This window comes from Brevundimonas sp. NIBR11, from assembly GCF_027912535.1.
Classification (GTDB): domain Bacteria; phylum Pseudomonadota; class Alphaproteobacteria; order Caulobacterales; family Caulobacteraceae; genus Brevundimonas.
The window spans coordinates 2,961,643-2,988,114 of record NZ_CP115465.1; the positions used below are offsets into that span (position 1 = coordinate 2,961,643).

Below are 26,472 nucleotides of genomic sequence, written 5' to 3' on the forward strand. Positions count from 1 at the left end.
CCGCTAAGTCTCCGTCCATGTCGCGCCTCCTCGCCCTTCTCTCCGTCCTGCTGTTCGCCACGACGCCGGTTGCGGCTCAGGCTCCGGGCGTCAGCCTCGCTCCTACGGCCGTTGCAGCCGGTCCCCAGCGCACCGAACGGATCGAGGCCGAACTGGTCTCCATGAGCCAGTGGGCCGCCCCTGGTTCGACCGCCATCGTGGCTATCCGCCAGGAGATCCAGCCCGGTTGGCACACCTACTGGCGCAATCCTGGCGATTCCGGCGGGGCGACGGCCCTGGAATGGACCTTGCCCAGCGAGGTCTCGGCCGGAGACATCGTCTGGCCCCTGCCGGAGCGGCAGCGGCTGCAGACGCTGATGAACTATGGCTATCAGGGTCAGGTCTACTTGCCGGTTCCGATCCAGATCCCCCGCGACGCCCGGCCCGGGACAACGATCCCGCTGGTGGTTACGGCCCTCTTCCTCGTCTGCAGCGACGAGATGTGCGTGCCCGACGAGCTGACGCTGCGGCTCAACCTGCCCATCCGCGACGGGGCCGCCCCGCTGGACGCGACACACGGCGCGGCGATCCAGTCGGTGGTCGAGACCGCGCCGCGTCCGGCCGGGATCGAGGCGCGGGTGGCGCTGGAGGGCGGCGTCCTTCGCCTGACCGCGACGGGCGGGCCACTCGCGGGGCTGGAGCCGGGCCGGGCCTGGTTCTTCCCTTTCGACAGCGGAACCGTCGCACATGCGGCGCCCCAGCCCGGCGAGCGGGGACCGGAGGGAGTGACTCTGGATCTCGCCCCCGGCGGACGGATCACGGCCTCGGGCCTGACAGGGCCGATCGCGGGCGTCCTCGCCACCGATGAGGGGGCCTGGGAAATCGAGGCGACGCCGGGTCCGGCTCTGTCGGGAGCCGGAGGCGGCGCGGCGCTGGATCTTTCCGAGGGCGAGGCTTCCGGGGAGGGCGTGTCCCTGATCGGCTTCCTCCAGGCGGCCCTGTTCGCCCTGTTGGGCGGGCTGATCCTGAACCTGATGCCCTGCGTCTTCCCGATCCTGGCCATGAAGGCGGCGTCTCTGGCCGGGTCGGCGCACGATCCGAAGGAGGCGCGGCGCGACGGTCTGGCCTTCCTCGGCGGTGTGCTGGCGACCTTCTTCGTTCTGGCCGGAGCGCTGCTGGCTCTGCGTGCTGGCGGGCAGGCCATCGGCTGGGGCTTCCAGCTGCAGTCGCCGGGCGTGGTGGCGGCCCTGGCCCTGCTGATGCTGGCCGTGGGGCTGAACCTGTCGAACGTCTTCCACATCGGCGCCGGTTTGCAGGCCGCAGGGTCCAGCCAGCTGTCGCGTTTGCCCGGCGGGGTGGGCGCCTTCTCCACCGGGGTGCTGGCGGTGGTGGTGGCCGCGCCCTGCACGGCGCCCTTCATGGCCTTCGCCCTGGGAGCGGCGCTGGTGATGCCCTGGCCGATGGCGCTGGTGGTGTTCCTGATGCTGGGCCTGGGTCTGGCCCTGCCCTATGTCGTCGTCAGCCTGTCGCCGCGTCTGCTCGGCCTGCTGCCGCGCCCGGGCGCGTGGATGGAACGGCTGAAGGGCGTCCTCGCCTTCCCCATGTACGGGGCGGGCCTCTGGCTGATCTGGGTCTTCGCGCGACAGGCGGGAGAGGATGCCTTGGGCGTCCTGTTCGTCGCCGCGCTGCTTCTGACGCTCGGCCTCTGGCTGGTGGGGATCAATCAGGCGCGTCGGGCCGAGGGCGGGACCGCCGTCGTCAGCGCGGTCGCGGCGGCCCTCGCCATCGTCTCGGCCATCGGCGTGAGCGGGGCGGCGGTCAGTCTGGCCCGGTCGGAGTCCAATGCGGGATCCGCCCCGGCGGGTGCGCTCGCTTCCCAGCCCTGGTCGGAGCAGGCCGTCCGCGCCGCGCAGGCGGAGGGGCGGCCGGTGCTGGTCAACTTCACGGCCGACTGGTGCGTCACCTGCAAGATCAATGAGCGCACCTCGCTGGGCTCCGCACGGGTGGCCGAGAGCCTGGCGGCGACCAATGCTGTCTATCTGATCGGAGACTGGACGCGACGGGATGACGCGATCACCGGCGAGCTGGAGCGGCGCCGTCGGTCCGGCGTTCCGCTCTATCTGGTCTACGCGCCGGGCTCGCCCGAGCCGCGCATCCTGCCCCAGCTACTGACCGAAGGGGTCGTGATCGAAGCCCTGGAGGCCGCCCGACCCTGAGTTCATCGAAGGAAGGGGCCGGCGTCAAACCGGCGAAACGCGGTCGCCCCCTCCGTCTGCTCGCGAAGGGCTCGCATCCACCTTCCCATGCTTCGCGTAGGCAGGAGAGCGTTCTGTCAGTCCGCAGCCACGCCGGACTGGGCGTCGGGGTGCGGCGGGGTCGTGATGACCTCGACGTTGTCGTTCAGCAGATAGGACAGTTCCGACAGGGCGGTGGCGCGCGAGGCGTCGTTGTCAGCGGCTTCGACGGCGGTCAGCTTGGTCGAAATGTCCTCGGAGATGCCCCGCAGGATGCATTTCAGGTCGCCGTCGGTGCCGCGCTCCTTGAGGATCAGGTGACCCTGCATGTCCAGGGCGGCCAGTTCCTCGGCGCGGGTGCGGAAGGCGGCGAAGTCGGGCGGCAGGGCGCCGTTCCAGCTGTCGACGACGGTCTTGAGGGCGCCGGCGCGGCTGACGATGTCGGCGAACAGGGGCTCGGCGGCGATGGAGATCGGGGCGCCGGCCACGGCGGCCGGTTCGGCGGCGGCAAGCGCCACGTTCGGGTCCGACAGCAGCAGGGCGGCGGCGAGGACGATGCCACAGGACATGGAAGACGACCTTTCGCGAATCGACGATTGATCCGGTCTACGCCCGACCCGTAAACGAGACCTTGCTTAACGGGATATATATGATGACCGACTGGACCGCTTTCGACGCCGCCGCCGCGCGGGACGCCGACGCCCGCATCGTGGATCAGTTCGCGGGCGACCCCGATCGGGTTGCGAGGATGTCGGTCGAGGCGGCGGGCCTGTATCTCGACCTATCGAAACAGAGCTGGACGAAGGCGGGTTTCGAGACCTGTCTGGACTTAGCCCGTTCCGCAGGGGTCGAGGCGGCCCGCGCCCGCCTGTTCGGCGGGGAGGCGATCAACTCCACCGAGGGACGGGCGGTGCTGCATCCGGCCCTGCGTGCGTTGGCAGGCGCCGCTTTCCGCGCGCTGGGGGAGCCTGTTTCCGCAGAGGTCGCCGCCGTGCGCGCCGACATGGCGGCCTACGCCGCCGCCGTCCGATCGGGCGCAGAGACCGGCGCGACCGGGAAGCCGTTCAAGGCCATCGTCCACGTCGGTATCGGCGGGTCGGACCTCGGTCCCCGCGTCGTCTGGGACGCGCTGCGCCCGCTCGACCCCGCTATCGACCTGCGCTTCGTCGCCAACATCGATCCGCGCGACATGGCCGAGGCCCTTACCGGGCTGGATCCCGAAACCACCCTGGTCGTCGTCGTGTCCAAGACCTTCACCACCCAGGAGACCCTGGCCAATGCCGAGGCGGCCAAGGCCTGGCTGGCGGCGGGCCTGCCTGAGGCCGGTCGCGACAAGCATTTCATCGGCGTCACCGCCGCACCCGACAAGGCCAAGGCCTTCGGCTGCGCGCGCACCTTTGCGTTCAGAGACTGGGTCGGCGGCCGCTATTCCCTGTGGTCGGCGGTCAGCCTGTCGTGCGTCATCGCGCTCGGACCAGACGTGTTCGACGGCCTGCTGGCGGGCGCCGCCGCTATGGACGACCATTTCGTCGCCGCCCCGTTGGAGAAGAACGCCCCCGTCCTGATGGCCCTGGCCCAGGTATGGAACGTCGATGCCCTGAACCGCCCGGCCCGCACCGTCGCGCCCTATGCGCATGCCCTGCGTCGCCTGCCCTCCTTCCTGCAGCAGCTGGAGATGGAGTCGAACGGCAAGAGGGTGCATCGCGACGGCTCGCCCGTGACGCGCCAGACCTGTCCCGTGGTCTTCGGTGAGCCCGGCACCAATGGCCAGCACGCCTTCTTCCAGCAGATCCATCAGGGGCCGCAGGTCGTTCCGGCCGAATTCGTGATCGTGGCGAAGACGCATGCCGACGCCCCAGAAAGCCCGCTGTGGTCCAACGCCCTGGCCCAAGGCCAGGCCCTGATGATGGGCAAGACGACGAAGGAGGCCCGGGCCGAACTGATCGCGTCCGGCGCCGACGCGAGCGAGGCTGACCGGCTGGCGACGCATAAGACCTTCCCCGGCAACCGGCCTTCGACCTCCATTGTCATGGAGCGTCTGACGCCCGAAACGCTGGGCGCGCTTCTGGCCCTCTACGAGCACAAGACCTTCGTCGAGGGCGTGATCTGGGACATCAACTCCTTCGACCAGTGGGGCGTGGAGCTGGGCAAGGTGCTGGCCAAGGCGATCCTAAAGGACGTCGCGGCCGGCGGGCCTTCGGAGGGCCTTGATCCATCGACCGCCTCATTGCTGACCCGCCTGATGTAACGAGGCTCGAAGGCTCCGTTCTGAACTCAGGAAACGGGCGCCGGAGCGCCCGTCTCGATCAGTAGTTGCGCCAGTGGCGGTCGTCGTCCCGGCGGTCGCGACGATCGTCACGACGGTCGCGGCGCTCGTCGCGCCGATAATCACGGTAGTCGCGGCGCTGCTCCCAGCGCGGATCACGGCTGTTGATGCCGTGCTCCCGCTCCCAGTGGCCGCGATTGCGCCAGCAGCGACCGTCGCGCCAGTAGTCGCAGTCGGAACGGTAGCCGCCGCCGTAGCCGCTGTAGGAATAGGACGGGGCGTAGGAATAGCCGTAGCTGCCGTAGGACCGATAGCCGCGGTAGTCGTCGTCGCTGGCGGCCGCCGCCCCCAGGGCGGCCCCTGCGAGCGCGCCACCGGCCACATAGCGATCGTCTCCATCGCCAATGACCGCGCCCGCGATCCCGCCGACTACGGCGCCGATCACAAGACCCGCGACAGCGTCGCCGTCGTCATCGCCGCGGTGACGGTCGTAGCGATGCTGGGCGGCGGCGGGCATGGCCAGGGCGCTCAGGGTCAGGGCGACGGCGCCCACGGCGATCATGCGAGACATCTTCATTGGTTCACCCTCCAAGGCGTTCAGCCGATCGTGCGCCGGAAACGGCGAACGGCGACCGACCAAATCTATTGCTGCGCTTGTGAAGCTGAACGGTTGAGCGAAAATCTCGTTCATCCGCCATTCATCGAGCCGGCCGCGCTTGACGATGGACAAGGTCGGCCCTACTTCCGCAGCGCGTTAGCACTCGCGGGGTCCGGCTGCTAAAACTAGCCGCCCACGGGTTGCCGACGACGAACTTTCGAAGTCTCAACCGGAGAACACACAGATGGCGTTTCGTCCTCTCGGCGATCGCGTGCTGGTCAAGCGCGTGGAAGAAGAATCCAAGACCAAGGGCGGGATCATCATCCCCGACACCGCCAAGGAAAAGCCCCAGGAAGGCGAAGTCGTCGCCGTGGGCCCCGGCGTCCGTGACGAAAGCGGCAAGATCAACGCCCTGGAGCTGAAGGCCGGCGACCGCATCCTGTTCGGCAAATGGTCCGGCACCGAGGTCAAGCTGGAAGGCGAGGACCTGATCATCATGAAAGAGTCGGACGTGCTGGGCGTGCTTTCTTAAGCACCCGCGCCGAATACTCTAACCCACGAAATATCTAGATAGGAGCAGCCCTACATGGCCGCCAAGATCGTACAGTTCAACACCGATGCGCGCGACAAGATGCTGCGCGGCGTCAACGTTCTCGCCAACGCCGTCAAGGTGACGCTCGGCCCGAAAGGCCGCAACGTCGTCATCCAGAAGTCGTTCGGCGCCCCGCGCTCGACCAAGGACGGCGTCTCGGTCGCCAAGGAAATCGAGCTGGAAGACGCCTTCGAGAACATGGGCGCCCAGATGATCCGCGAAGTCGCTTCGAAGACGAACGACAAGGCGGGTGACGGCACCACCACCGCGACGGTCCTGGCCCAGTCGATCGTGCAGGAAGGCCTCAAGGCCGTCGCCGCCGGCATGAACCCGATGGACCTGAAGCGCGGCATCGACAAGGCCGTCACCGCCGTCCTCGCCGACATCAAGGCCTCGGCCAAGAAGGTCTCAAACAACTCCGAGATCGCCCAGGTCGGCACCATCTCGGCCAACGGCGACAGCGAAGTCGGCCAAATGATCGCCCAAGCCATGGAAAAGGTTGGGAATGAGGGGGTCATTACCGTCGAGGAGGCCAAGACCGCGGAGACGGAATTGGACGTCGTCGAAGGCATGCAGTTCGACCGCGGCTACCTGTCGCCCTACTTCATCACCAACGCCGACAAGATGGAGGTTCAGCTTGAAGAGCCTCTGATCCTGCTGTTCGAGAAGAAGCTGTCCAGCCTCCAGGCCATGCTGCCGATCCTGGAAGCCGTCGTGCAGTCGGGTCGCCCGCTGGTCATCATCGCCGAGGACATCGAGGGCGAGGCCCTGGCCACGCTCGTGGTCAACAAGCTGCGCGGCGGCCTGCGCGTCGCCGCCGTCAAGGCCCCGGGCTTCGGCGACCGCCGCAAGGCCATGCTGGAGGACATCGCCGTCCTGACGGGCGGCCAGGTCATCTCCGAAGACCTGGGCATCAAGCTCGAGAACGTCACCCTGGACATGCTCGGCAAGGCCAAGAAGGTCACGATCACCAAGGACGACACCACCATCGTGGACGGCGTCGGCGGCAAGGACGAGATCGAGGCCCGCATCGGCCAGATCAAGAAGCAGATCGAGGACACCTCCTCGGACTACGACAAGGAAAAGCTGCAGGAACGTCTGGCCAAGCTGGCCGGCGGCGTCGCGGTCATCCGCGTCGGCGGCTCGACCGAAGTCGAGGTGAAGGAAAAGAAGGACCGCGTCGACGACGCCCTGAACGCCACGCGTGCAGCGGTTGAAGAAGGCATCGTCCCCGGCGGCGGCATCGCCCTGCTGAAGGCGACCAAGGCGCTGGAAGGCCTGCAAGGCGACAACGCCGACCAGACCGCCGGCATCGCCATTATCCGTCGCGCCATCCAGGCCCCGATCCGCCAGATCGTGGAAAACGCCGGCGTCGAAGGCTCGATCGTCGTGGGCAAGGTTCTGGAAAACAGCTCCGCCACCTACGGCTTCAACGCCCAGACGGAAGAGTACGGCGACCTGGTCGCCATGGGCGTGATCGACCCGGCCAAGGTGGTCCGCACCGCCCTGACCGACGCCGCCTCGGTGGCCTCGATCCTGATCACGACCGAAGCGGCCGTGGCCGACGCGCCAAAGAAGGCCTCGGCCGGCGCCGGCGGCATGCCGGGCGGCGGCATGGGCGGCATGGGTGATATGGACTTCTAACCCTTTCGAGGCGCGCACAGCGCGCCTCGGGACGTCCAGAGACAGAGAAGGCGGGTCCGGAAACGGGCCCGCCTTTTTTCTAATCTCGCGGTTCAACTTCGGCCCCATCGCCGATGAGACTCGACCCAACATATTTGTTGTGTTACAAGACGGGGATGGTTAGCGCTGTTATCTTGAACGAGCGAGATGCTCGAAGGGCGAGAGGCACTCTTGATCGGGTTAGACAGGCGCTGTCTTCGTCCGCAACGATTGAAGCCGCTCGTCTCGGCGTGTCGCCTGCCGTAGTCGAACGACACCAGAAGGCAGTTTCTGGGATGGCTGATGATTTGGTCGCGGCTTTAGCGAGCTACGAGAATGCGAAGGCTGGCGACTACAGCTCACTAGTAGAAGAATGGCGCGGTGAGCCAGGTATGACTCTTGTCATCGCACGCATTGCCCGAGGAATGTCCCAAGCTGCGCTCGCTGAGCGTTTGGGGCTTAGGGAGCAGCAAGTTCAGAGGTACGAGGCGGATCGCTATCGTTCGATCAGCCTATCCAACTATCGGAAGATTGCTGGGGCGCTTGGGGTAGAGATTCGCGCGGCGATTCGAACTGATGCCGCTGCATCGTTTCGAATGAGCGTTGGCGATCTTCCGGATTATGACGCCGCTAGCCTGCGGCGCGTCGTCAAGCACGCATTGGCTCAGGGTTGGATTAGGGCTCCCGCGTCGGATGAGTCCGCAGAAGCCCTGCTTCTGGACTACGTGCGGGACAGCGTGGGTCGTCTAGGTAGTCCGACACTCCTGAGGACAGGGCTGAAGCCGCTCTCTTTGGACGACGACCTAGCACTCTCGGTTTGGCGAGCTAGGGTAATCGAGAAGTTCGATGCGCTCGAGATTTCGGGCCAGTTCGACCCGATGGATATCTCTTGGCTACCCAGCCTTGTCGCGTTGAGCCGCCTGGATGACGGGATTACCCGCGTCCCTAGAATGCTGTCAGATCACGGCATCGCCTTTGTGTACGAAGCCCATTTTACCGGCTTACGAGTAGATGGTGCGGCTCTTCAGATCGACGGAAAGCCGATCGTGGCTCTTTCTCTCCGGCATGACAGAATCGACAATTTCTGGTTCACTTTGATGCACGAGCTTGCGCACGTGTATTTGCATCAAAGGATGGGAATTGAGACGGGATTCTACGACGATCTCGACGAACCAGGTGAGGATCAAGTTGAAGATGAGGCAGATCAGTTTGCATCATCCACACTTATCCCCGACGAAGTTTGGATTCGCTCTCCCGCTCGAATATCCAAAGATCATATTGCGATTGAACGATTCGCCGAGAATCTAAGAATCAGCCCGGCCATCGTATTCGGTAGAGTTAGAAAAGAACGTAACAACTACAAAATTTTTCACGACCGCGTTGGGTTGGGTTGTGTTCGAAAGCAGCTAGTTCAGGACTAAGGTCGATGCACTTTCTGGGCCACCAATCCTACTTTCCAAAGCTTCGCTTGAAGCAGGGCGAGTATTTGGCTTTAAGAGACCTCGCCAACGATGTGGCGCAGCATGTTGCTCCACATATCGTGGCCCCGCCGCCGAAGGAGCGGGATCCCGAAAAAGGTCGCCCCCTCACCAATGACGAGATGGTTTATGAAACCGGACGTCGAGTTGGGCAGTATTGGCCAATGCGCCCGTGCCTCCTCGACGCTGGCTTCCTCGTCGATGCGCTCGGTGAAGCTGAAGCTGGCGAGTGGCTCCCGAGATTGTTTCGTGTGGCTGTCGACAGCGCCGCTCTTCCCACGCCTGTGTTTGGTTTGGGTGATATCGAAGGTGCGCTCGGCCCCGCAGTCCAACGGACCTTAGCGGTAACTCAAGACGGTATCGCTATAAGGGTGACGCTGACTGACCTGCTTGATCCTGATTTGACCACCCGTCTGCACCGAGCGCTGCTTAAGCTGGTGCTGAAGCCCCACGAGTGCGTTCTAATACTGGATTTTTCCCAAGCAGATTTGACGCTTTTTGGGGTCCACGAAACCGTCATTGGCTCGTTCCGGCAGATTTCAGAAATCGGCTTGTGGAATGCGGTGGTGTTTCAGGCGACCAACTACCCAGAGGCTAATCCGGCGGCGGCGGGCGGACAGGCCCGCATAACCCGCTTGGAATGGGAAACGTGGAAAAGGGCTACGGCGATCGACGAGGTTGTTCGTCGAGGGCTGTCATACGGCGATTTTGCTGCCGATAGCGCTAAGTTCAAGTTCGGTGGCAAGCGGGCCAAAATCATTCCGCATTATCGTTATGCCACGATGGGCGATTGGCGTGTCGATAGAGGTGGCAAAGACGAAAGTATGGCAGCCGCCATGGCTCGAATCGCACGACAGATTGTTGAAAGCAAAGACTTCGCTGGCCGTGACTTCTGCCGAGCGGACGAGATGATGCATGATCTAAGTCTGGGCCTGTCGGGTCCGGGCAACGCCACGACGTGGCGGCGCATCAATATCGGTCACCACATAACCCGAGTGGTCGTTGACCTCGGAGGTCTTCGAGGTTTCCAGATCGCGCGGAGGGCCAGCGAGGTGCCAGCGGCTCAACTCAGTCTATTCGGCTTCAACAGCTAGCGGCTGACGTGTTTGGATTGGCGGCGCTCTGGCCCTGTGAGAACAGAAGTGGCCGACACCCATCAACGGATCGGCCCAGAACCCCTTTGAAATCAAGGCCCGGCTTTATTTAAAGCCATTATCCGCGCCCCCTGATTCCGTGCCCCCATACTGCGAGGCATGACCCAGACACCGCTGAACCGACGTCCGTACACCCGCCACAACCCCGATGAGTGGGCCGAGATGGAGGCCCTGTATCGGGCCGGGGCGACGGCGAAGAGCATCGCCGCCGACTATGGCGGCAGCGAGCGGAAGATCTATGCGCGGGCGGCCAAGGAGGGCTGGCTGAGGCGGGACCTCAAGGCGGACAAGCCGCCGATGACGCCGAAGGCGGCGGACAGGAAGGCGCGGGCGATCTCTGGCGTGAAGGCGGATGCGCCCGTGCGGGCGCTGGGGCCCGATGCGGACCTGTCGGCGGCGACGCGGGCGGCGGTGCGGACCACCGTCGGGATGCTGAGGGATGGGGAGACGGCGCGGGCCTATGCCTATGGGCGGCTCGCGGCGCTGATGCTGAGGCTGGATCGGGCGCTGGGGGATGTGGAGGCGGTCTCGCCGAGCGGGCGGTCGCCCCAGCATGAGGCGGCGCTGGCGGTGATCCTGGAACGGCTGGGGGTGGAGGGGTGAAGGTGCGGGGGAAGGGCCCCCTCCGTCACGGCGCGAAGGGGCGCCGCGCCACCTCCCCCATAGAGGGGGAGGAGAAAGGGGTGTCCGGGTCGCCTTGCCGCCCCCACCCGACCTCGCTGCGCTCGGCCTCGCAGGCCGCTCGTATACGAGCGGACCAGCACCCCCGTGGGGGGAGGGAGAGTGTCGAGGCAATGCACCCTGACGATCAGGCGGCCTTGGCGTGGAAAAGCGTGCTGCACGAGGGTCAGGGGGCGCCCGACGGCGCGTGGCGGACCTGGGTGTTTCTGGGCGGGCGCGGGGCGGGGAAGACGCGGGCGGGGGCGGAGTGGGTCTCGGAGGTCGCCGCAAGGCTGGGGGCCGGGGGGCGGATCGCCCTGGTGGGGGCGACGATGCACGATGTGCGCGCCGTCATGGTCGAGGGGCCCTCGGGGCTGATGAACCTGCCGTACCGGACGCCGCCCCGGATGGAGAGCTCGCTCCGGCGGGTGGTGTTTCCGGGCGGGGCCGTGGGGGTGATGCTGTCGGCGGCCGAGCCCGAACGGCTCAGAGGGCCGCAGTTCCACGCCGCCTGGGGGGATGAGTTCTGCGCGTGGGAACGGCCGGAGGAGGTGCTGGCGATGTTGAGGTTAGGGGTGCGGCTGTCCTGGCCCGCGAGAGTGCGGGCTCAAGTCGCGAGCCTCCGCGAGGCGAGCGATAGCCCGCGGCTGCTTCTGACGACCACCCCCAAGCCAATACCTGCGCTCAGGCGGGTCTTGGCGGAAGACGGAACCGTCCGCTCGCACGCTCCCACCGACGCGAATGCTGACAATCTGGCGGACGGGTTCCTGGAGGCGATGCAGGATCTCTACGGCGGGACGCGGCGGGCGGCGCAGGAGCTGGACGGCGCACTGCTGGAGGCCGAGGGGGCGCTGTTCACCCATGCAGAGATGGCGCGGGCGCGGGCCCTGGGGCGGTCGTGGGGTTTGGGGGGGAACATTGTTTCGTTGGGCTATCGCCCTTCGGGCGACTTGAGCCCGCGCGGCGGCTATGAAAGGGCCGTGGTGGCGGTGGATCCGCCGGTCGGGACCCTGTCGGGCGAGGGCGGGGACGCCTGCGGGATCGTGGTCGTGGCGCGGGCGGCGGGGACGGCCTGGGTGCTGGACGACCGCTCGGTGCGGGGGCTGACGCCGGCCGGCTGGGCGGCGCGGGTGGCGAGGGCGACGAAGGACTGGGGCGAGGCGCTGGGCTGTCCGATCCGCGTCGTGGCCGAGGGCAACCAGGGCGGGGACATGGTCGAGGCGGTGCTGAAGGGGGCGGGCGTGGCCTGTCCCGTGCGGCGGGTGCAGGCCCGTGTGGGAAAACGCGCGCGGGCCGAGCCGGTGGCGGCCCTCTACGAACAGGGGCGGGTGGGGCATGTGGGAGAGCTGACGATGCTGGATGAGGAGCTGCTGGGGCTGGGGGAGGCGGGGGGCGCCAGCCCGGACCGGGCGGACGCGCTGGTCTGGGCGGTGACGGATCTGCTGATCGACGGGGGCGGGCAGGGGCCAAGGGCGCGGGCGCTCTGAGGGGCGCGAAAGCCACACTCGATGCGCGCCCTATTTCGCGCCGATACACGCCACAGTTCCGCCGAACGCCAGTCGGTCTCATGGGCTCAACGATAAGACCCAGGAGGGAACGATGCCGGCGACCATGCTGAAACAGGGGGTGGCGGCCGTGCTCGGCCTGACCCTGGCGGCCCCGACCAGCGGGGCGGGCCTCGCCCAGACGCGGCCGGCCTACGAAGCGGGCGACGGGGCGGTCACCCCGGCGGCCTGCGCGGCGGCGGGCGTTCCGCTGAGGGACGACACCCAGGTCGATGAGCTGGTGGTCAGCGCGATGCCGCTCCAGACCTATGCGGCGCCGCCGCCGATCACCCTGCCGATCGAACCGACGCGGAAGGAGGACCGGGTGGAGTATGGCGCGCCGCCTCCACCCCCGCCGCCGCCAGCTCCGCCCGCGCCGATGGGAATGATCGCCGCCCAGCCTCGGCCGGGGAACACCGAACGCTATCCGGACGCCACGCCCAATCCGGTGCGGCGGGTGGCGGACGAGCCGGTCTCGACCTTCTCCATCGACGTGGACACGGCGGCCTATTCGAACGTGCGCCGCTTCATCTCGGACGGAGAGGCGCCGCCGAAGGATGCGGTGCGCGTCGAGGAGATGATCAACTATTTCGACTATGGCTACGCCCGGCCCACGAGTGCGGCCGAGCCTTTCGCGGTGTCGACGGTGGTGACGCCGTCGCCCTGGTCGCAGGGTCGCCAGATCGTGCACATCGGGCTGCAGGGCTATGAGCTGCCGGCCGGAGAGCGGCGGCCGCTGAACCTGACCTTCATGGTCGATGTGTCGGGCTCGATGATAACGCCCGACAAATTGGGGCTGGCGCAGCAGACGATGAACCTGATCATCGACCGGCTGCGGCCCGAGGATCGGGTGGCGGTGACCTACTACGCGGGGTCGGTCGGGACGGCGGTGGGGCCGACGCCGGGGACCGAGAAACTAAAGCTGCGCTGCGCCGTGGCCTCGCTGAGTTCGGGCGGCGGGACGGCGGGGGCTGCGGGCCTGGTCAACGCCTACGAACAGGCCGAGGCCGCCTTCGGGCGCGACAAGGTCAACCGGATCCTGATGTTCACCGACGGCGATTTCAACGTCGGGGTGACCGATAACAAGTCGCTGGAGGACTATGTCGCCGAGAAGCGCGGCACGGGCATCTATCTGTCGGTCTATGGGTTCGGGCGGGGGAACTACCAGGACGAGCGGATGCAGACGATCGCCCAGGCGGGCAACGGCGTCGCCGCCTATGTCGACGACCTGAACGAGGCGCGCCGCCTGTTCGGACCCGCCTTCGACCGAGGCGCCTTCCCCATCGCCGACGACGTCAAGATCCAGGTCGAGTTCAACCCGGCGAGGGTCTCGGAATACCGGCTGATCGGCTATGAAACGCGGCTGCTGAACGAGGAAGACTTCTCGAACGACGCCATCGATGCGGGCGAGGTGGGGTCCGGCGCCTCGGTGACCGCGCTTTACGAAATCACCCCGGTCGGCGGGCCGAGCCAGATCCCCGAGCGCCGCTATGAGGCGAACCGTCCGTCGCCGCGTCCGGAAGGCCATCAGACGGGCGAGATCGGTTTCGTGCAGGTCCGCTACAAGGCGCCGGGAGGAGCCGTCTCGCGTCTGATCCAGCGGCCGATCAGCCAGGTGACCTCAGGCCCGACGCCGGAAGCGACCCGCTGGGCCATGGCGGTGGCGGGCTTCGGTCAAAGGTTGAGAGGCGATCCCTGGGTGACGACGACGTTCGACAATGACGCTGTCCTGCGCCTGGCTCAGGGGGCGCGGGGCGAAGACCCGTATGGCGAGCGCGCGGCCTTCGTGCAGATGGTGCGGGCAGCGGGAAACCTGCGAGCGCGGCGGGCGCCGTAAGGGCGTGGCCGGACTGTCCCAAAAAGGCCGTCCGGCGGTTCCCCCGCGCAAGGCCCCGGCCAAGCTTTGTCTCGCGCGGCGCTTGTAATACTGATTTCAGATCGAGCCCCGTTCGCTGGAGTTGACCCTCATGCCCACCATCACCGGCAGCAGCGGCGACGACACCCTGACAGGCACCGATGAGGACGACATCATCCGCGGCGGGGATGGAAACGATGTCATCAACAGCCTGCTTGGCGCCGACCAGATGTATGGCGAAGGCGGCGACGACACCTTCGTCTTCACCACGCAGCGACCCTATAGCCTGACCCTCCCGCTGGGGCGGATCGACGGCGGCGAAGGGTTCGACACCCTCGATCTCAGAGGGATCAGCGAAGTCTGGGTCATCCGCGACGACCACCGCCTGCAGATCACCAGCCAGTATTATCAGCTGAGCGGTATCGAACAGATTTTGATGGGAGATAGAGGGTATGGCGTCGTCCTCACCAACCAGACCACGGGGTTCACCGTCCGGGGAGGGGCCGGGAACGATCAGATGCGCGGCGGCAGCGGCATCGACCGGTTCTACGGCGCGGGCGGAAACGACGTGCTAACCGGCGGATCGGGGGACTTTCTCTATGGGGAGGATGGCGCCGACACCCTGGTCGGAGGCCGCGCGTCCTTGCTGAGCGGCGGCGTCGGCAACGACGACCTGACCTTCGAGGAGTCCTCGACCGTCGACGGCGGCGACGGGGACGACGTGTTTCACATCGTGCCGTCGACCTATGTCTACACCCAGGGCAATCCGGGTCGCCCCGCAGGCACGATCAACGGCGGCGCGGGCGTGGATACGGTCTTCGCGGCCGGCGGCGGCAACGTGAGCATCGGCCTGATGCCCGGAAACAGCGGCTTCGGGGCGACACAATCCTTTTACAGCGGCAGCACGATCGCCTTCGTCGCGACCAGCTACTCGCTCACCAGCATCGAGAATGTCACCCTGGATGTGGCGGCCGCGAGCACGGCGTCGGTCGTGGGATCGGACGAGGCGAACGTCCTGCGGCTGACGGCGGGCTTCTCTCCCGATGGCCCGCTGCTGACCAGCGCAGTCCTGGACGGGCGGGGCGGCAACGACACCCTGATCGGCGGCGCTTATGCGACGCGTCTGCTCGGCGGCGACGGGGACGACGTCATGTCCGGGTCGGCGACGGCCTATTACGACGGCGGCGCGGGCGTCGACACGGTCTCGTTCGCAGCCCTGACCACGGGCGTGACCGTCTCGCTGCGCGATGAGACGATCACCACCGTGCGCGACGGCGTGCTGGAGACCCGCCGCGCGTTCCTGTCGATCGAGAACGTCACCGGCACGGGGCAGGACGACACCGTGACGAACAGCAATGCGAACAACATCATCGACGGCGGGGCGGGCCTGGATACCGTCGTCTTCGCCAGTCGCTGGGATCAGGTGACCCTCACCTATGAGGACGGTGCGGTCGTCGTCACGGGCCCCGAGGGCCGCGACGTGCTGCGCAACGTCGAGCGATTGCGCTTCGCGGACGGCCTTTCATCCATCGGCCCCGACGGCCGCTTCTCGGCCCCCGGCCTGACCTTCATCGGCACCGCCGGCAATGACACCCTGACCGGGACCGACGGCGACGACACCATCCTGGGCGGCGACGGAAACGACATCATCGACGGCCGGCTCGGCGCCGACCGGCTGTTCGGCGAGGGCGGCGACGACCTGTTCGTCTTCAGCGCGATCCAGCTGAGCAACCAGCCCTTCGCCCTGGGCCTGTTCGATGGGGGCGCCGGGTTCGACACGATCGACCTCAGGGCCGTGACGCCGATCGCCTTCGTGACCAGCCGGACGACACCGGAGGCCTTCCGGATGACCCTGGGTACCCAGGTGTTCGACGTGGTCGGGATCGAGCGGATCCTCACGGGCGACCGTCGCGACATCCTGGACTTCAGGGACTACACGCTCGACCTGACCCTGGAGCTGGGCGGGGGTGATGACATCGTCCAGGGCGGGGCGCGGAGCATCCTCAACGGCGGCGCCGGAAACGACACCCTGACCGGCGGACTGGAGCTGCACGGCGGCGACGGCGACGACATTCTGACCGGCGGAATCCGACAGTTCGGCGGCGCCGGCAACGACGACATGAGAGGGAGCGCCCTCACGCAGATGGATGGCGGAGACGGCGACGACGTGTTCCGCATCGGCTACTCGCTTGGGGCCAACGGAACCGGCTCCGTCGTTGGCGGCGCCGGTCACAACGCCCTGTTCATCGCCCTGCAGACCCCGTTCAGGGGGGGCATCACCTCCTTCTCGGTCGACCTCGAGCTCGGTATGTTCACGACCTCCAACACGACCAGGGACTCGACCGGAACGCTCTTCTACACCGCCCGGACGGCCATCAGCGGCATCCAGGATGTCCAGATGGAGCAGGGGAGCCTGTTCGGGAACGGCGAGGCCAATATCCTGCGCGGGGCGGTCGAGATCGACGGCCGGGGCGGGGACGACTGGATCGTCGGGAGCGCGGCTGACAACATCCTGCGCGGCGGGGCGGGCGACGACCTGATCGAGACCGGGACCGGGCTCGACACCGTCGACGGCGGCGAGGGCAACGACACGGTCAGCTATGCGGGCCTGCCGGTCGGCATCACCGTGTCGTTGGCGGCGGGGACGGCGTCGGTCGCGCCGCAGGGCTTCCTGGAGCTGAAGGACCGTCTGACGGGAATCGAGAACGTGGTCGGCTCCGGCTTCGCGGACTTCATCACCGGCGACGCGGGCGCGAACCGCCTGGACGGGGGCGCCGGGAACGACAGCCTGTCGGGCGGCGACGGCGACGACTTCCTGATCGGCGGGTCGGGCGACGACACGATTGACGGCGGCGCTGGCAGCGATACCGCCGTCTTCACCGGCGTCCGCTCGGCTTACCAGTTCTCGGTCGACAACGGGGTCGTCACCGTGACTGGACCCGACGGGCGAGACGTCCTGAGGAACGTCGAGTTCCTCCAGTTCTCCGACAGCCGGCTCGCGGTCACGCCGAACGGAGTGCAGCTGCTCGGCGGCGCAGGCGACGACCTGTTCACATGGACGTCCAGTTCCCCGTTCAGTTCGGTCGACGGCGGCGCCGGTCGGGACACGCTGGACTTCCGCGGTTACGTCAACAGTGGCGGACCGCAGGAGGTTTCCTTCTCTCGGATCGTCGTCGGCGCTGCGAGCGATACCCTCCAGGGCGAGCGCATCGCGTCCACGCCGAGCGGCCCGAGACCGCCTTCCACCCTCTTCAGCGCGGTCAACATCGAGCGGCTGGTCGTCGGCCAGACCACGGTCGATCTGACGGGCTATGTCCGTGATATCGAGGTGGAGACAGTCTCCGGACTCGCCGTCACGACCGGGGCCGGCAACGACCGTCTGATCGGCAGCCAGAACAACGATACCCTGAACGGCGGCGCGGGCACGAACTTCCTGTATGGCGGCGGGGGCATGGATCTCGCGGTCTTCTCCTACGCCTCGTCGGCCGCCAGCTTCATGATCGAGAGCGGCCTCCTAGTTGTCGTCGGGGCGCAGAGCCGCGACTACCTGACCAGTATCGAGACGCTTCAGTTCACCGACCTGACGATTTCTGTGTCGGGCGTCCGGGTCGGGACGGGCGGGGCCGATGCGCTCGCCGGAGACGCCGGCGTCGACTTCCTGTGGGGCGGCGCAGGCGACGACGTGCTGACCGGCGGGGCCGGAGACGACATCCTCGACGGGGGCGCGGGCCGGGACATCGCAGTGTTCGGGGTCGCCTCCACGGCCGTGACCTTCACCTATGAGAACGGGGCGATCGTGGTCACGGGGACCGAGGGGCGCGATGTCCTCAGGGGGGTGGAGACCCTGCGCTTCTCGGACCGCATCCTGGATGTCGGCTCAGACGGCCGCGTCGTCACGACCCTGAACACCGTGACGGGAACCGCGGGGCCGGACGTCCTGGTCGGGACGGCCGGATCGGACGCGATCGCCGGCGGAGCGGGCGACGACGTCCTGACCGGACGGGACGGGTCCGACATCCTGAATGGCGGCGACGGGATCGATCTCGCCACCTATTCGGGCGTGCGGCGCCAGTACCAGGTCTCGTCGACCCAGGTCAGCGGCGGCATCGAGACCGGGATCGACACCCTGATGTCCATCGAGGGGGCCCGGTTCGTCGACGGGACCCTGACGTTCGACGCCAACTCCCAGGCGGCGCAGCTGATGCGACTGTACGACGCCGCCCTGGATCGGGTCGCCGATCCGGGCGGGTTCGACGGCCTGCTGGACCGGCTGGAGCGGGGCGAGACCCTGCTGTCCCTGGCCCAGTCCTTCCTCGCGTCGCCGGAGTTCCAGCAGCGTTACGGCGGGCTGACCAATCAGCAGTTCATCGAACAGATGTACCGCTTCTGCCTCGATCGCGAGGGCGACCCGCAGGGGATCGCCGACTGGACCGCGCGCCTGAACGCCGGGACCAGCCGGGGCGAGATGCTGGTGATCTTCTCCGAGAGCCAGGAGCATCGCGGCCTGACGGCAGGGACGCTCAACCAGGGACTATGGGTGGCGGACGACGAGGCCCTGCAGATCGCGCGTCTGTACGACGCCTCGTTCAACCGGCTTCCGGATGTCGGCGGCCTGCGGACCTGGGTCGAGCGGCTGGACGGGGGGATGAGCCTGCTCGACATCGCCTCGGCCTTCGCCGGGTCGGCCGAGTTCCAGCAGAGCTTCGGGACCCTGACCAACCGGCAGTTCGTCGAGAAGATGTATCTGCAGTCGCTGGACCGGCTGGGCGATCCGCTCGGCATTCAGGGTTGGGTCAATGCGCTGGACAGCGGCATGAGCCGGGGGCAGCTGCTGCTGATCTTCTCCGAGAGCGCCGAACACATCGCCCTGACCGCGCCCCTGTGGTGGGGCGGTGTGCAGACCCAGCCCTATGTGTCGGGTGCGCCGACCGAGAACGGATACGTCAAGGGGCTGGACGACGTTCAGATACTGCCGGGGCTGGTCGACGGCCTGTCGGACGACGGCTTCCTGCATCACGGCGGACCGTTGGCCCTGATGCTGGACGATCGGTCGCTCGACCTGGCGCAGGGGAACGGTCCCGACTGGTCCGACGGGTTCCACGACCTGATCCCGGCGGTCCGGTCGGATCCGTTCGTTCCCAACGAGGGAACGGCCGCCGAGACGCCTATCGCCATCCTGGACGACACCCCGTTCGACCCGGCGCACGACTGGATTCACTAGGTCACAGGCCATTGTGACTCTTTGTCCATGTTTCGGACGCGGCGATTGCAGACCCGTCTGTGGTCGTTAATGTCCGGCGCTTCAGGAAAAGGACTGTTTCTTACATGCGTCTTCACTCCGTCTCCCTCGCCGCTCTTCTGGTCGCCATGACACCCGCCGCCGTTCTGGCGCAGACCTCCGTTGCTTCGGGCGCCGCCCCCGCTTCCGCCGTGACCCCGCAGGCCGCGGAACTGGCCGCCGCGCCGGTGTCGGAACTGGTGTCCCAGGTGAACATCCCGTGGAAACGGTTCACGCTGGACAACGGCCTGACGGTCATCGTGCACGAGGATCGCAAGGCGCCCGTCGTGGCCGTGTCGGTCTGGTACAACGTCGGTTCCAAGGACGAACCGGCCGGTTCGACCGGCTTCGCCCACCTGTTCGAACACCTGATGTTCGGCGGATCGGAGAACGCGCCGGGCTCCTACCTGGGCCGGATGCGCAACCTCGGGCCCTCGAACCTGAACGGCACGACCTGGTTCGACCGCACCAATTATTTCGAGACCGTCCCGACGCCGGCGCTGGAACAGGCGCTGTTCCTGGAGAGCGACCGCATGGGCTATCTGCTCGGCGAGGTCGGTCAGGACGTCCTCGATCTGCAGCGCGGCGTGGTCCAGAACGAGAAGCGCCAGGGCGACAACCAGCCCTATGGCCTGTTCGAGTACGCCCAGCTGGAAGCCCTCTTCCCCGAAGGGCATCCGTACCGGCACTCGACCATCGGCTCGATGGCCGATCTGGACGCGGCGAGCCTGGAGACCGTCCGCAACTGGTTCCGCGAGAACTACGGCCCGAACAACGCCATCGTGGTCCTGTCGGGCGACATCGACGAGGCGACCGCCCGTCCGCTGATGGAAAAGTATTTCGGCGCCATCCCGCGCGGCCCGGTGAACACGCCGGCGGAGGCCGACGTCCCGACCCTGGCCGCCCCGATCGTGGCCACCATGCATGACCGGGTGGCCAACACCCGCCTGACGCGCAGCTGGGCCGTGCCCGGTCTGCTGAGCGACGACGCCGTGCCCCTCTCGGTCGGCGCCTCGGTGCTGGGCGGCCTGGCCTCCTCGCGCCTCGACAATCTGCTGGTGCGGGACGAGCAGTCGGCCGTGTCGGTGTCGTCGTCGCTGTCGGACTTCCACCGCATCGGCATCTTCGACATCTCGGTCGACGTGAAGCCGGGCGAGGACGCCGCCGAGGTGGGCGCCCGTCTGGACGCCATCGTCGCCGACTTCATCGCCAATGGCCCGACCGAGGAAGAGGTGGCCCGCGTCGCCACCCGCTACGTCTCCCAGCGCATCCAGAGCCTGGAACAGGTCAACGGCAAGGCGAATGTGCTTGCCGAGGGTCAGCTCTATGCCGGCGATCCGGACCACTACAAGAAGGAGCTGCAGCAGTACGCCACGGTCACGCCGGCCGAGGTGACCGCCGCCATGCAGCGCTGGCTGACCCGGCCGGTCTTCAACATGACGATCGCTCCGGGCGAACGCGAAGCCTACGAAGAGGCCGCCGCCAGCCCTTCGGGCGCCGCCCCGGCGCCCGCCGCAGAGATCCAGCGCGTGGCCCGCGATCCGATGCCGGCCATCGGCCAGGTGCCGGACCTGGAGTTCCCCGCCGTCGAGCGCGCGACCCTGTCGAACGGCATTGAGGTGGTCTATGCCCAGGTCGACACCGTGCCGGTGACCCGCGTGGGCATCGACTTCGACGCCGGCTTCGCCGCCGATCCCGCCAACCGCCTGGGCGCCCAGGCCATGATGCTGGACCTGCTGGACGAGGGCACCACGACCCGCGACGCCAACCAGCTGGCCGAGGAAGAAGAGCGGCTCGGCGCGTCGATCAACGTGGGCGCCTCGATGGACCGGACCTCGGCCGACCTGTCGACCGTGACGGCCAACCTGACGCCCGGCCTGACCCTGCTGGCCGATGTGGTGCGCAACCCGGCCTTCGCGCCGTCGGAGATCGAACGCATCCGCGCCGCCCGCCTGTCGGGTCTGGCCAGCGAGAAGACCAACCCGGGCTCCATCGCCGCCCGCGCCCTGCCGCCGCTGATCTATGGCGAGAACAGCCCCTATGGCCGTTCGTTCACGGGGACCGGCGACGAGGCGACGATCGGCGCCCTGACCCGCGCCGACCTGGTGGCCACCCACGACGCCTGGATCCGCCCGGACAATGCGACCATCTTCGTCGTGTCCGACCTGCCGCTGTCGCAGGTGACGCCGCAGCTGGAAGCCGCCTTCGGCGACTGGCGCGCGCCCTCGATGGCCAAGGGGACGAAGGACTTCGCCGACGCCGCCGTGCCGACGCCGACGAACCGCATCGTCCTGATCGACCGTCCGCAGTCGCCGCAGTCGCTGATCTACGGCGGCGCGGTCCTGCCGGTGTCCGGCACCGACGATCTGCTGGCGCTGAACGCGGCGAACGTGACGCTGGGTTCGGACTTCCTGTCGCGGATCAACTCGGACCTGCGCGAGACCAAGGGCTGGTCCTACGGCGTTCGCGGAGGGATCAACGCCCTGCAGCACCGCGTCCCCTACATCGTCAACGCGCCGGTGCAGGCCAACCGGACAGGTGAATCGATCGCGGCGCTGATCGCCCAGTACGATCGCTTCCTGGAGACGGAGGGCGTGCAGCCTAACGAGCTGGAGCGGACGATCAACGGCAACACCCGGTCGCTGGCCGGCGGGTTCGAGACCTCGGGCCAGATCCTGGGCGCCCTGCGCTCCAACGCCCTGTACGGCCGTCCCGACGACTATCAGGCGACGCTGGCCAGCCGTACCCGCGCGCTGACGGCCGCCCAGATGGACGAGGCCGCCCGGCAGGTGATCAAGCCCGACCAGTTCGTCTGGGTCGTGGTCGGCGACGCCTCGGTGGTCCGCCCGCAGCTAGAGGCCCTGGGCCTGCCGGTGGAGGTGCGCTCGGCCGCCCAGTAAGACCCGGTGTCGCAGCGGATGAGAGGGGGCGGCGAGGATCGCCGTCCCCTTTTTGCTGTGCGACCTCGCCGACGACCGGCGGGAACCGGGGGGTGTCTCGGAACATTACGGGAACGAAGTTCAAGGAGTTCGCCATGTCCGACATCAATCCCAAACTTGACCCCAATCCGCCGACCAACACGCAGAAAGACCCCGACGACTGGGTCTCGGGCGATGATCCGATGACCGGGGCGCAGGCCTCCTATCTGAAGACCCTGTCGGAGGAGGTGCAGCAGCCGGAGGCCTTCGAAGAGGGGCTGTCGAAGTCCGAGGCCTCCAAGCGGATCGACGACCTCAAGGGGCGGCTCAGCGCGCCCGGTTGAGCGAAGCTGAACCAAACGGGCGCGCCGGGTGTTGGACTCCGTCTCGAGGAGTCATCCCATGCCCGCGCGTCCGACCTGGCAAGGCCATCTCAAGCTCTCGCTCGTCACCTGTCCGGTGGCGCTCTACACGGCGACGACGAAGACGAACGACGTCTCCTTCCACCTGATCAATCCCAAGACCAACAACCGCATTCGCATGGTGGCGACCGATCCGGACACGGGGCCGGTCGAGCGGTCGGATCTGGTCAAGGGCTATGAGGTGTCCAAGGACGAGTATGTCCTGTTCGACAACGCCGACTTCGACAAGGTGAAGCTGGAATCGACGCGGACCATCGACATCGACCAGTTCGTCGACGCCGACGACATCGATCGGCTGTACTGGGCCGATCCCCTCTATGTCGTGCCGGACAAGGGGGTGGGGGCCGAGGCCTTCGCCGTCATCCGCGAGGCGATGGCGAAACAGAACAAGATCGCCATCGGGTCGCTGGTGCTGCGGAACCGCGAACGGCGCATCGCCCTGGAGGTCCGGGGTCGGGGGCTGGTCGCCTATACGTTGCGGTCGCATGACGAGGTGCGCGACGCCGACGACTATTTCGACGGCATCCCGGCGGCCAAGGCCGACAAGGACATGGTGGACATCGCCGCGCGGATCATCGGCCAGAAGGACGCGGACTTCGATCCATCCAAATTCAAGGACCGCTACGACGAGGCCCTGAAGGCCATGATCAAGGCGAAACAGAAGGGCGAAGGCGTGGTCGAGGCGCCCGAGCCCGACGACACCAATGTCATCGACCTGATGGCGGCGTTGAGGAACAGTCTGAAGGGCTCGGCCGGGTCGGCGAAGAAGCCGGCCGCGAAAAAGGCGGCGCCGTCCAAGAAGGCCGCTGCCAAAAAGCCTGCGGCGAAGAAGAAGGCGGCTTAGTCCTCCGCCTCGATCTCGTCGATGTCGTCGTCGTCCAGGCCCAAGTGGTGGCCGATCTCGTGGATCAGGACGTGGGAGATGATCTCGTAGAGGCCCACGTCGCCGCGCTCGCACCATTCGTCGAGGATGGGACGGCGATAGAGGAAGACGCGGCTGGGCTCTGCGGCAGGGCCGAAGCCGTCGCGCGCTCCGACATGGAAGCCGTGGTAGAGGCCGGTCAGGTCGAACGGGTCCTCCAGATCGACCGAGGCCAGGGTCTCGGCGTCGGCGAAGTCGTCGACGCGGATGACTACGTCGCCGGCCGCCGACCTGAACGGCTCCGGCAGGGCGTCGAAGGCCTGACGCGCCAGACGGGCGAAGTCGTCGAGGGAAGGGGCGAGTTGGTTTGTCCAGGCAATAGGCATCAGGCAACAGGCAATAGGGTTTCAGAGGCGTCCAGACCAGCGACGGCGGAGTCACATCTACGCGTGGCGATCCGGCTGGCGCCTATTGCCTGATGTCTGTTGCCTCCGACCGTTAACCGTCCGTTCGCGCACGCCCCGACTTCCGCTATGGTCGCGATTCGATCCAGCGGGTGAACGGGTATGGCGGAGGCCGATATCGCCTTTGCGGCGGCGGCGGGAGCGGCGGGGCTGGCCCTGTCGATCAGCGTCTGGGCGTGGCGTCTGCGCCAGGCTGTGGCTCTGCGCGAATCCATGGTTGATCAGGAGCGGGTCTCGACGGCGCTGAGCCGGGCCCAACACGACGGGGCGCTGGCCGCCTTCGACGACGTGCGCATCGGCCTGACGCCCGGCGAGCCGCCGATCCTTCTGGGGCGGGACGAGGCTCTGGAGGCGGCGCGGGTCGCCTTCGCCCGCGATGTCCAGGGACCGCCGGGATCGGCCCTGGCCGAGGCCCTGCACGCACGTCACTCCGAGGCGATCAACGCCCTGATGAACGAGGGGACGCCGTTCGAGGCGCGCGACGGCGAGGCCTGGAAGCTGGAAGGGGCGCCGGTCAACGGCACGGCCTGGCTGAGGCTGTCGCCGATGACGCGGTCGGTCTCGCACGCCGGGGGTGGGGGCGCGGGCGAGGGCGAGCACGCCTTCGGGGCCGGGGTGATCGCCGACGCCTCGCCGTCGCCGACCTGGGTGGTGGATCACGACGGCCGTCTGGTCTGGGCCAATCGGGCCTGGCTGGCCGAGGTCAACTGCGGCTCGCTGGAGGCCGCCAAGGAGGCGCACGCCAGTTTCGACCGGGGCGCCGACCAGCTGGCGGCCGAGGCTGGACGGGTCGGGACGCGTCAGGAAGGCTTCCGCTGGACCGCGGGGGACGGCCGTCGCCGGGCGTGGAAGATCATGGCCGAGCCTCTGGGCGGGGCCGGCGGGCCGGTACTCGTTTTCGCCATCGACATGACCGAGGCCGAGGAGACGCGCGACACCCTGCGCCGTCACGTCGAGGCTCATGACGAGACGCTGAACCATCTGGCCGATGCGGTGGCGATCTTCGGGCCGTCGCGCAGACTGGCCTTCCACAACACGGCCTTCCAGACCCTATTCAACCTCGATCCGGCCTGGCTGGACGAACGGCCGACGCATGCCGAGCTGCTGGACCGGCTGCGCCAGCGTCGCATGCTGCCTGAGGTGATCGACTATGCGGGCTGGAAGGCGCGCGAGCTGGAGTTCTACGAGGCGACGGAGGCGGCGGCCGACGACAGCTGGTCCCTGCCCGACGGGCGGACGCTGCGGGTCGTGCGCCAGCCGCATCCGCTGGGCGGGATCCTGCTGCTATTCTCGGACATCACGGGCGAGCTGAGCCTGCGGAGCCGGTTCAACGCCCAGCTTCAGGTGCAGACGGCGACGCTGGATAAGCTGAACGACGCGGTGGCCGTGTTCGGGTCGGACGGGCGGCTGCGGCTGCACAACGAGGCGTTCGAGCACTTCTGGAGCCTGTCGGCCGAGCGGCTGGAAGAGGCGGGGGATTTCGACGCCATCGCCGAGCTGTGCAAGGCGGCCCTGCCCGACGCGGCCCTGTGGCTAGGGCTGAAGGCGCGGGTGGCCGATCCCGACCCCGAAAGCCGCGTGCCGATCTCGGGCGAAGGACGGACCGCCGACGGCCGGATCGCGGCCTGGCAGACGCGACCCCTGCCGGACGGGGCGACGCTGGTGGCCTTCTCGGACGTGACGGCGCGGCGCGAGCTGGAGCAGGCCCTGGCCCAGCGCGAGGCGGCCCTGAAGGAGAGCCAGGCGCTGAAGCGGGAGTTCGTGGGCTCGGTCAGCTATGAGCTCCGGACGCCGCTGACGACCATCGTCGGCTATTCCGAACTGCTGGAGACGATGGGCGACCTGCCCGAGCGCAGCCGCCAGCATGCGGGGGCGATTCGGGTGGCGGCGGCCCAGCTGACGGGTTCGATCGACGATGTGCTGGACATGGCTCAGATCGATGCGGGCGAGATGGAGCTGTCGCTGGGCGACGTGCGCATCCGCGACCTGTTCGCTTCGGCCGTCGAAAAGCACCGGCCGAGGATCGAAGGGCGGGGCGCGACCCTGAAGGCTGTGGCGGCCGCGAACCTGCCGGCGATCCGGGCCGATGCGCGGCGTCTGGCCCAGGCGGTCGACCATCTGCTGGACAATGCCGGGCGGTCTGTCTCCGAGGGCGGGTCGGTGTCGCTGCGGGCCGAGGCGAACGGGTCGGAACTGCGTATCCGGGTCGAGGATACGGGACGCGGCATCCCCTATCACCTGCAGGCGCACGTCTTCGACCGGTTCGTGAAGCGCGAGCGCGGCGGGCCGGGCGTGGGCCTGGCGCTGGTCAAGGCCCTGGTCGAACTGCACGGCGGGTGGGCCGAGGTCGAAAGCGAGCCCGGCAAGGGCGCGGCCTTCATCCTGCATCTGCCGTTGGAGGCGGACAGCGGCGCGGCGGCGCCCGAGCTGGCCTTAGGCTAGGGCTTAATGAGTAGCGCTTAGGGCTTAGAAGAAGGGCGATGGCTTGAGCGTCGTCCCCGGACTC

17 protein-coding genes are annotated in these 26,472 nt (G+C 67.6%); 14 read left to right on the forward strand and 3 right to left on the reverse strand.

Annotated features, from left to right (window positions below; genetic code table 11):
* Positions 1–17: 17 nt before the first annotated feature.
* The gene (locus O5O43_RS14885; protein ID WP_271084682.1) at positions 18–2,195 is read left to right on the forward strand and encodes a protein-disulfide reductase DsbD domain-containing protein; all 2,178 of its coding nucleotides are present in this window, start codon (positions 18–20) and stop codon (positions 2,193–2,195) included.
* 116 nt (positions 2,196–2,311) lie between these two features.
* Here O5O43_RS14885 and O5O43_RS14890 read toward each other — a convergent pair whose 3' ends face one another.
* Positions 2,312–2,782 (reverse strand): hypothetical protein, encoded by a 471-nt coding sequence (locus O5O43_RS14890; protein ID WP_271084683.1) that lies wholly within the window; start codon positions 2,780–2,782, stop codon positions 2,312–2,314.
* An 83-nt stretch (positions 2,783–2,865) separates the two neighbouring features.
* On the opposite strand from O5O43_RS14890, the gene pgi reads away from it, so the two are divergent.
* Positions 2,866–4,461: a glucose-6-phosphate isomerase gene (pgi, locus tag O5O43_RS14895; RefSeq protein ID WP_271084684.1), complete on the forward strand. Its 1,596-nt coding sequence runs from the start codon at positions 2,866–2,868 to the stop codon at positions 4,459–4,461.
* A gap of 58 nt (positions 4,462–4,519) precedes the next feature.
* On the opposite strand, the gene O5O43_RS14900 is transcribed toward pgi, so the two are convergent.
* Positions 4,520–5,056, reverse strand: a complete 537-nt coding sequence (locus tag O5O43_RS14900; protein ID WP_271084685.1) for a hypothetical protein — start codon at positions 5,054–5,056, stop codon at positions 4,520–4,522.
* A 265-nt stretch (positions 5,057–5,321) separates the two neighbouring features.
* Between O5O43_RS14900 and groES the strand changes: the two genes are divergently transcribed.
* From groES to O5O43_RS14955, 11 genes are all read left to right on the forward strand, one after another.
* The gene (gene groES, locus O5O43_RS14905) at positions 5,322–5,609 is read left to right on the forward strand and encodes a co-chaperone GroES (protein WP_271084686.1); all 288 of its coding nucleotides are present in this window, start codon (positions 5,322–5,324) and stop codon (positions 5,607–5,609) included.
* A 54-nt stretch (positions 5,610–5,663) separates the two neighbouring features.
* Positions 5,664–7,313, forward strand: a complete 1,650-nt coding sequence (gene groL / locus O5O43_RS14910) for a chaperonin GroEL (RefSeq protein ID WP_271084687.1) — start codon at positions 5,664–5,666, stop codon at positions 7,311–7,313.
* A gap of 314 nt (positions 7,314–7,627) precedes the next feature.
* Positions 7,628–8,752, forward strand: coding sequence for an XRE family transcriptional regulator (locus O5O43_RS14915; RefSeq protein WP_271084688.1), 1,125 nt, complete (start codon positions 7,628–7,630; stop codon positions 8,750–8,752).
* Between the two features lie 5 nt (positions 8,753–8,757).
* Positions 8,758–9,903, forward strand: coding sequence for a beta family protein (locus O5O43_RS14920; protein ID WP_271084689.1), 1,146 nt, complete (start codon positions 8,758–8,760; stop codon positions 9,901–9,903).
* 159 nt (positions 9,904–10,062) lie between these two features.
* Positions 10,063–10,566: a hypothetical protein gene (locus O5O43_RS14925; protein ID WP_271084690.1), complete on the forward strand. Its 504-nt coding sequence runs from the start codon at positions 10,063–10,065 to the stop codon at positions 10,564–10,566.
* A gap of 191 nt (positions 10,567–10,757) precedes the next feature.
* Complete coding sequence (locus tag O5O43_RS14930) at positions 10,758–12,110, forward strand: terminase family protein (RefSeq protein WP_271084691.1); 1,353 nt, start codon at positions 10,758–10,760, stop codon at positions 12,108–12,110.
* A 112-nt stretch (positions 12,111–12,222) separates the two neighbouring features.
* Positions 12,223–14,004, forward strand: coding sequence for a von Willebrand factor type A domain-containing protein (locus tag O5O43_RS14935; RefSeq protein ID WP_271084692.1), 1,782 nt, complete (start codon positions 12,223–12,225; stop codon positions 14,002–14,004).
* Positions 14,005–14,134: 130 nt separating this feature from the next.
* Positions 14,135–19,243, forward strand: coding sequence for a DUF4214 domain-containing protein (locus O5O43_RS14940; protein ID WP_271084693.1), 5,109 nt, complete (start codon positions 14,135–14,137; stop codon positions 19,241–19,243).
* A 104-nt stretch (positions 19,244–19,347) separates the two neighbouring features.
* Positions 19,348–22,200: a pitrilysin family protein gene (locus O5O43_RS14945; RefSeq protein ID WP_271084694.1), complete on the forward strand. Its 2,853-nt coding sequence runs from the start codon at positions 19,348–19,350 to the stop codon at positions 22,198–22,200.
* A 134-nt stretch (positions 22,201–22,334) separates the two neighbouring features.
* Entirely contained in the window at positions 22,335–22,562 is a 228-nt protein-coding gene (locus tag O5O43_RS14950) for a DUF3072 domain-containing protein (protein WP_271084695.1), read from the forward strand.
* A 58-nt stretch (positions 22,563–22,620) separates the two neighbouring features.
* Entirely contained in the window at positions 22,621–23,484 is an 864-nt protein-coding gene (locus O5O43_RS14955; protein ID WP_271084696.1) for a Ku protein, read from the forward strand.
* Here the strand turns inward: O5O43_RS14955 and O5O43_RS14960 are convergent.
* Positions 23,481–23,888 carry a metallopeptidase family protein gene (locus O5O43_RS14960; RefSeq protein WP_271084697.1) on the reverse strand — a complete coding sequence of 136 codons (408 nt, stop codon included), beginning with the start codon at positions 23,886–23,888 and terminating at the stop codon, positions 23,481–23,483. The genes O5O43_RS14955 and O5O43_RS14960 overlap by 4 nt on opposite strands.
* Positions 23,889–24,068: 180 nt before the next feature.
* Here O5O43_RS14960 and O5O43_RS14965 point away from each other — a divergent pair, with 180 nt between their 5' ends.
* Positions 24,069–26,408: an ATP-binding protein gene (locus O5O43_RS14965; protein WP_271084698.1), complete on the forward strand. Its 2,340-nt coding sequence runs from the start codon at positions 24,069–24,071 to the stop codon at positions 26,406–26,408.
* The last annotated feature ends 64 nt before the right edge of the window (positions 26,409–26,472 follow it).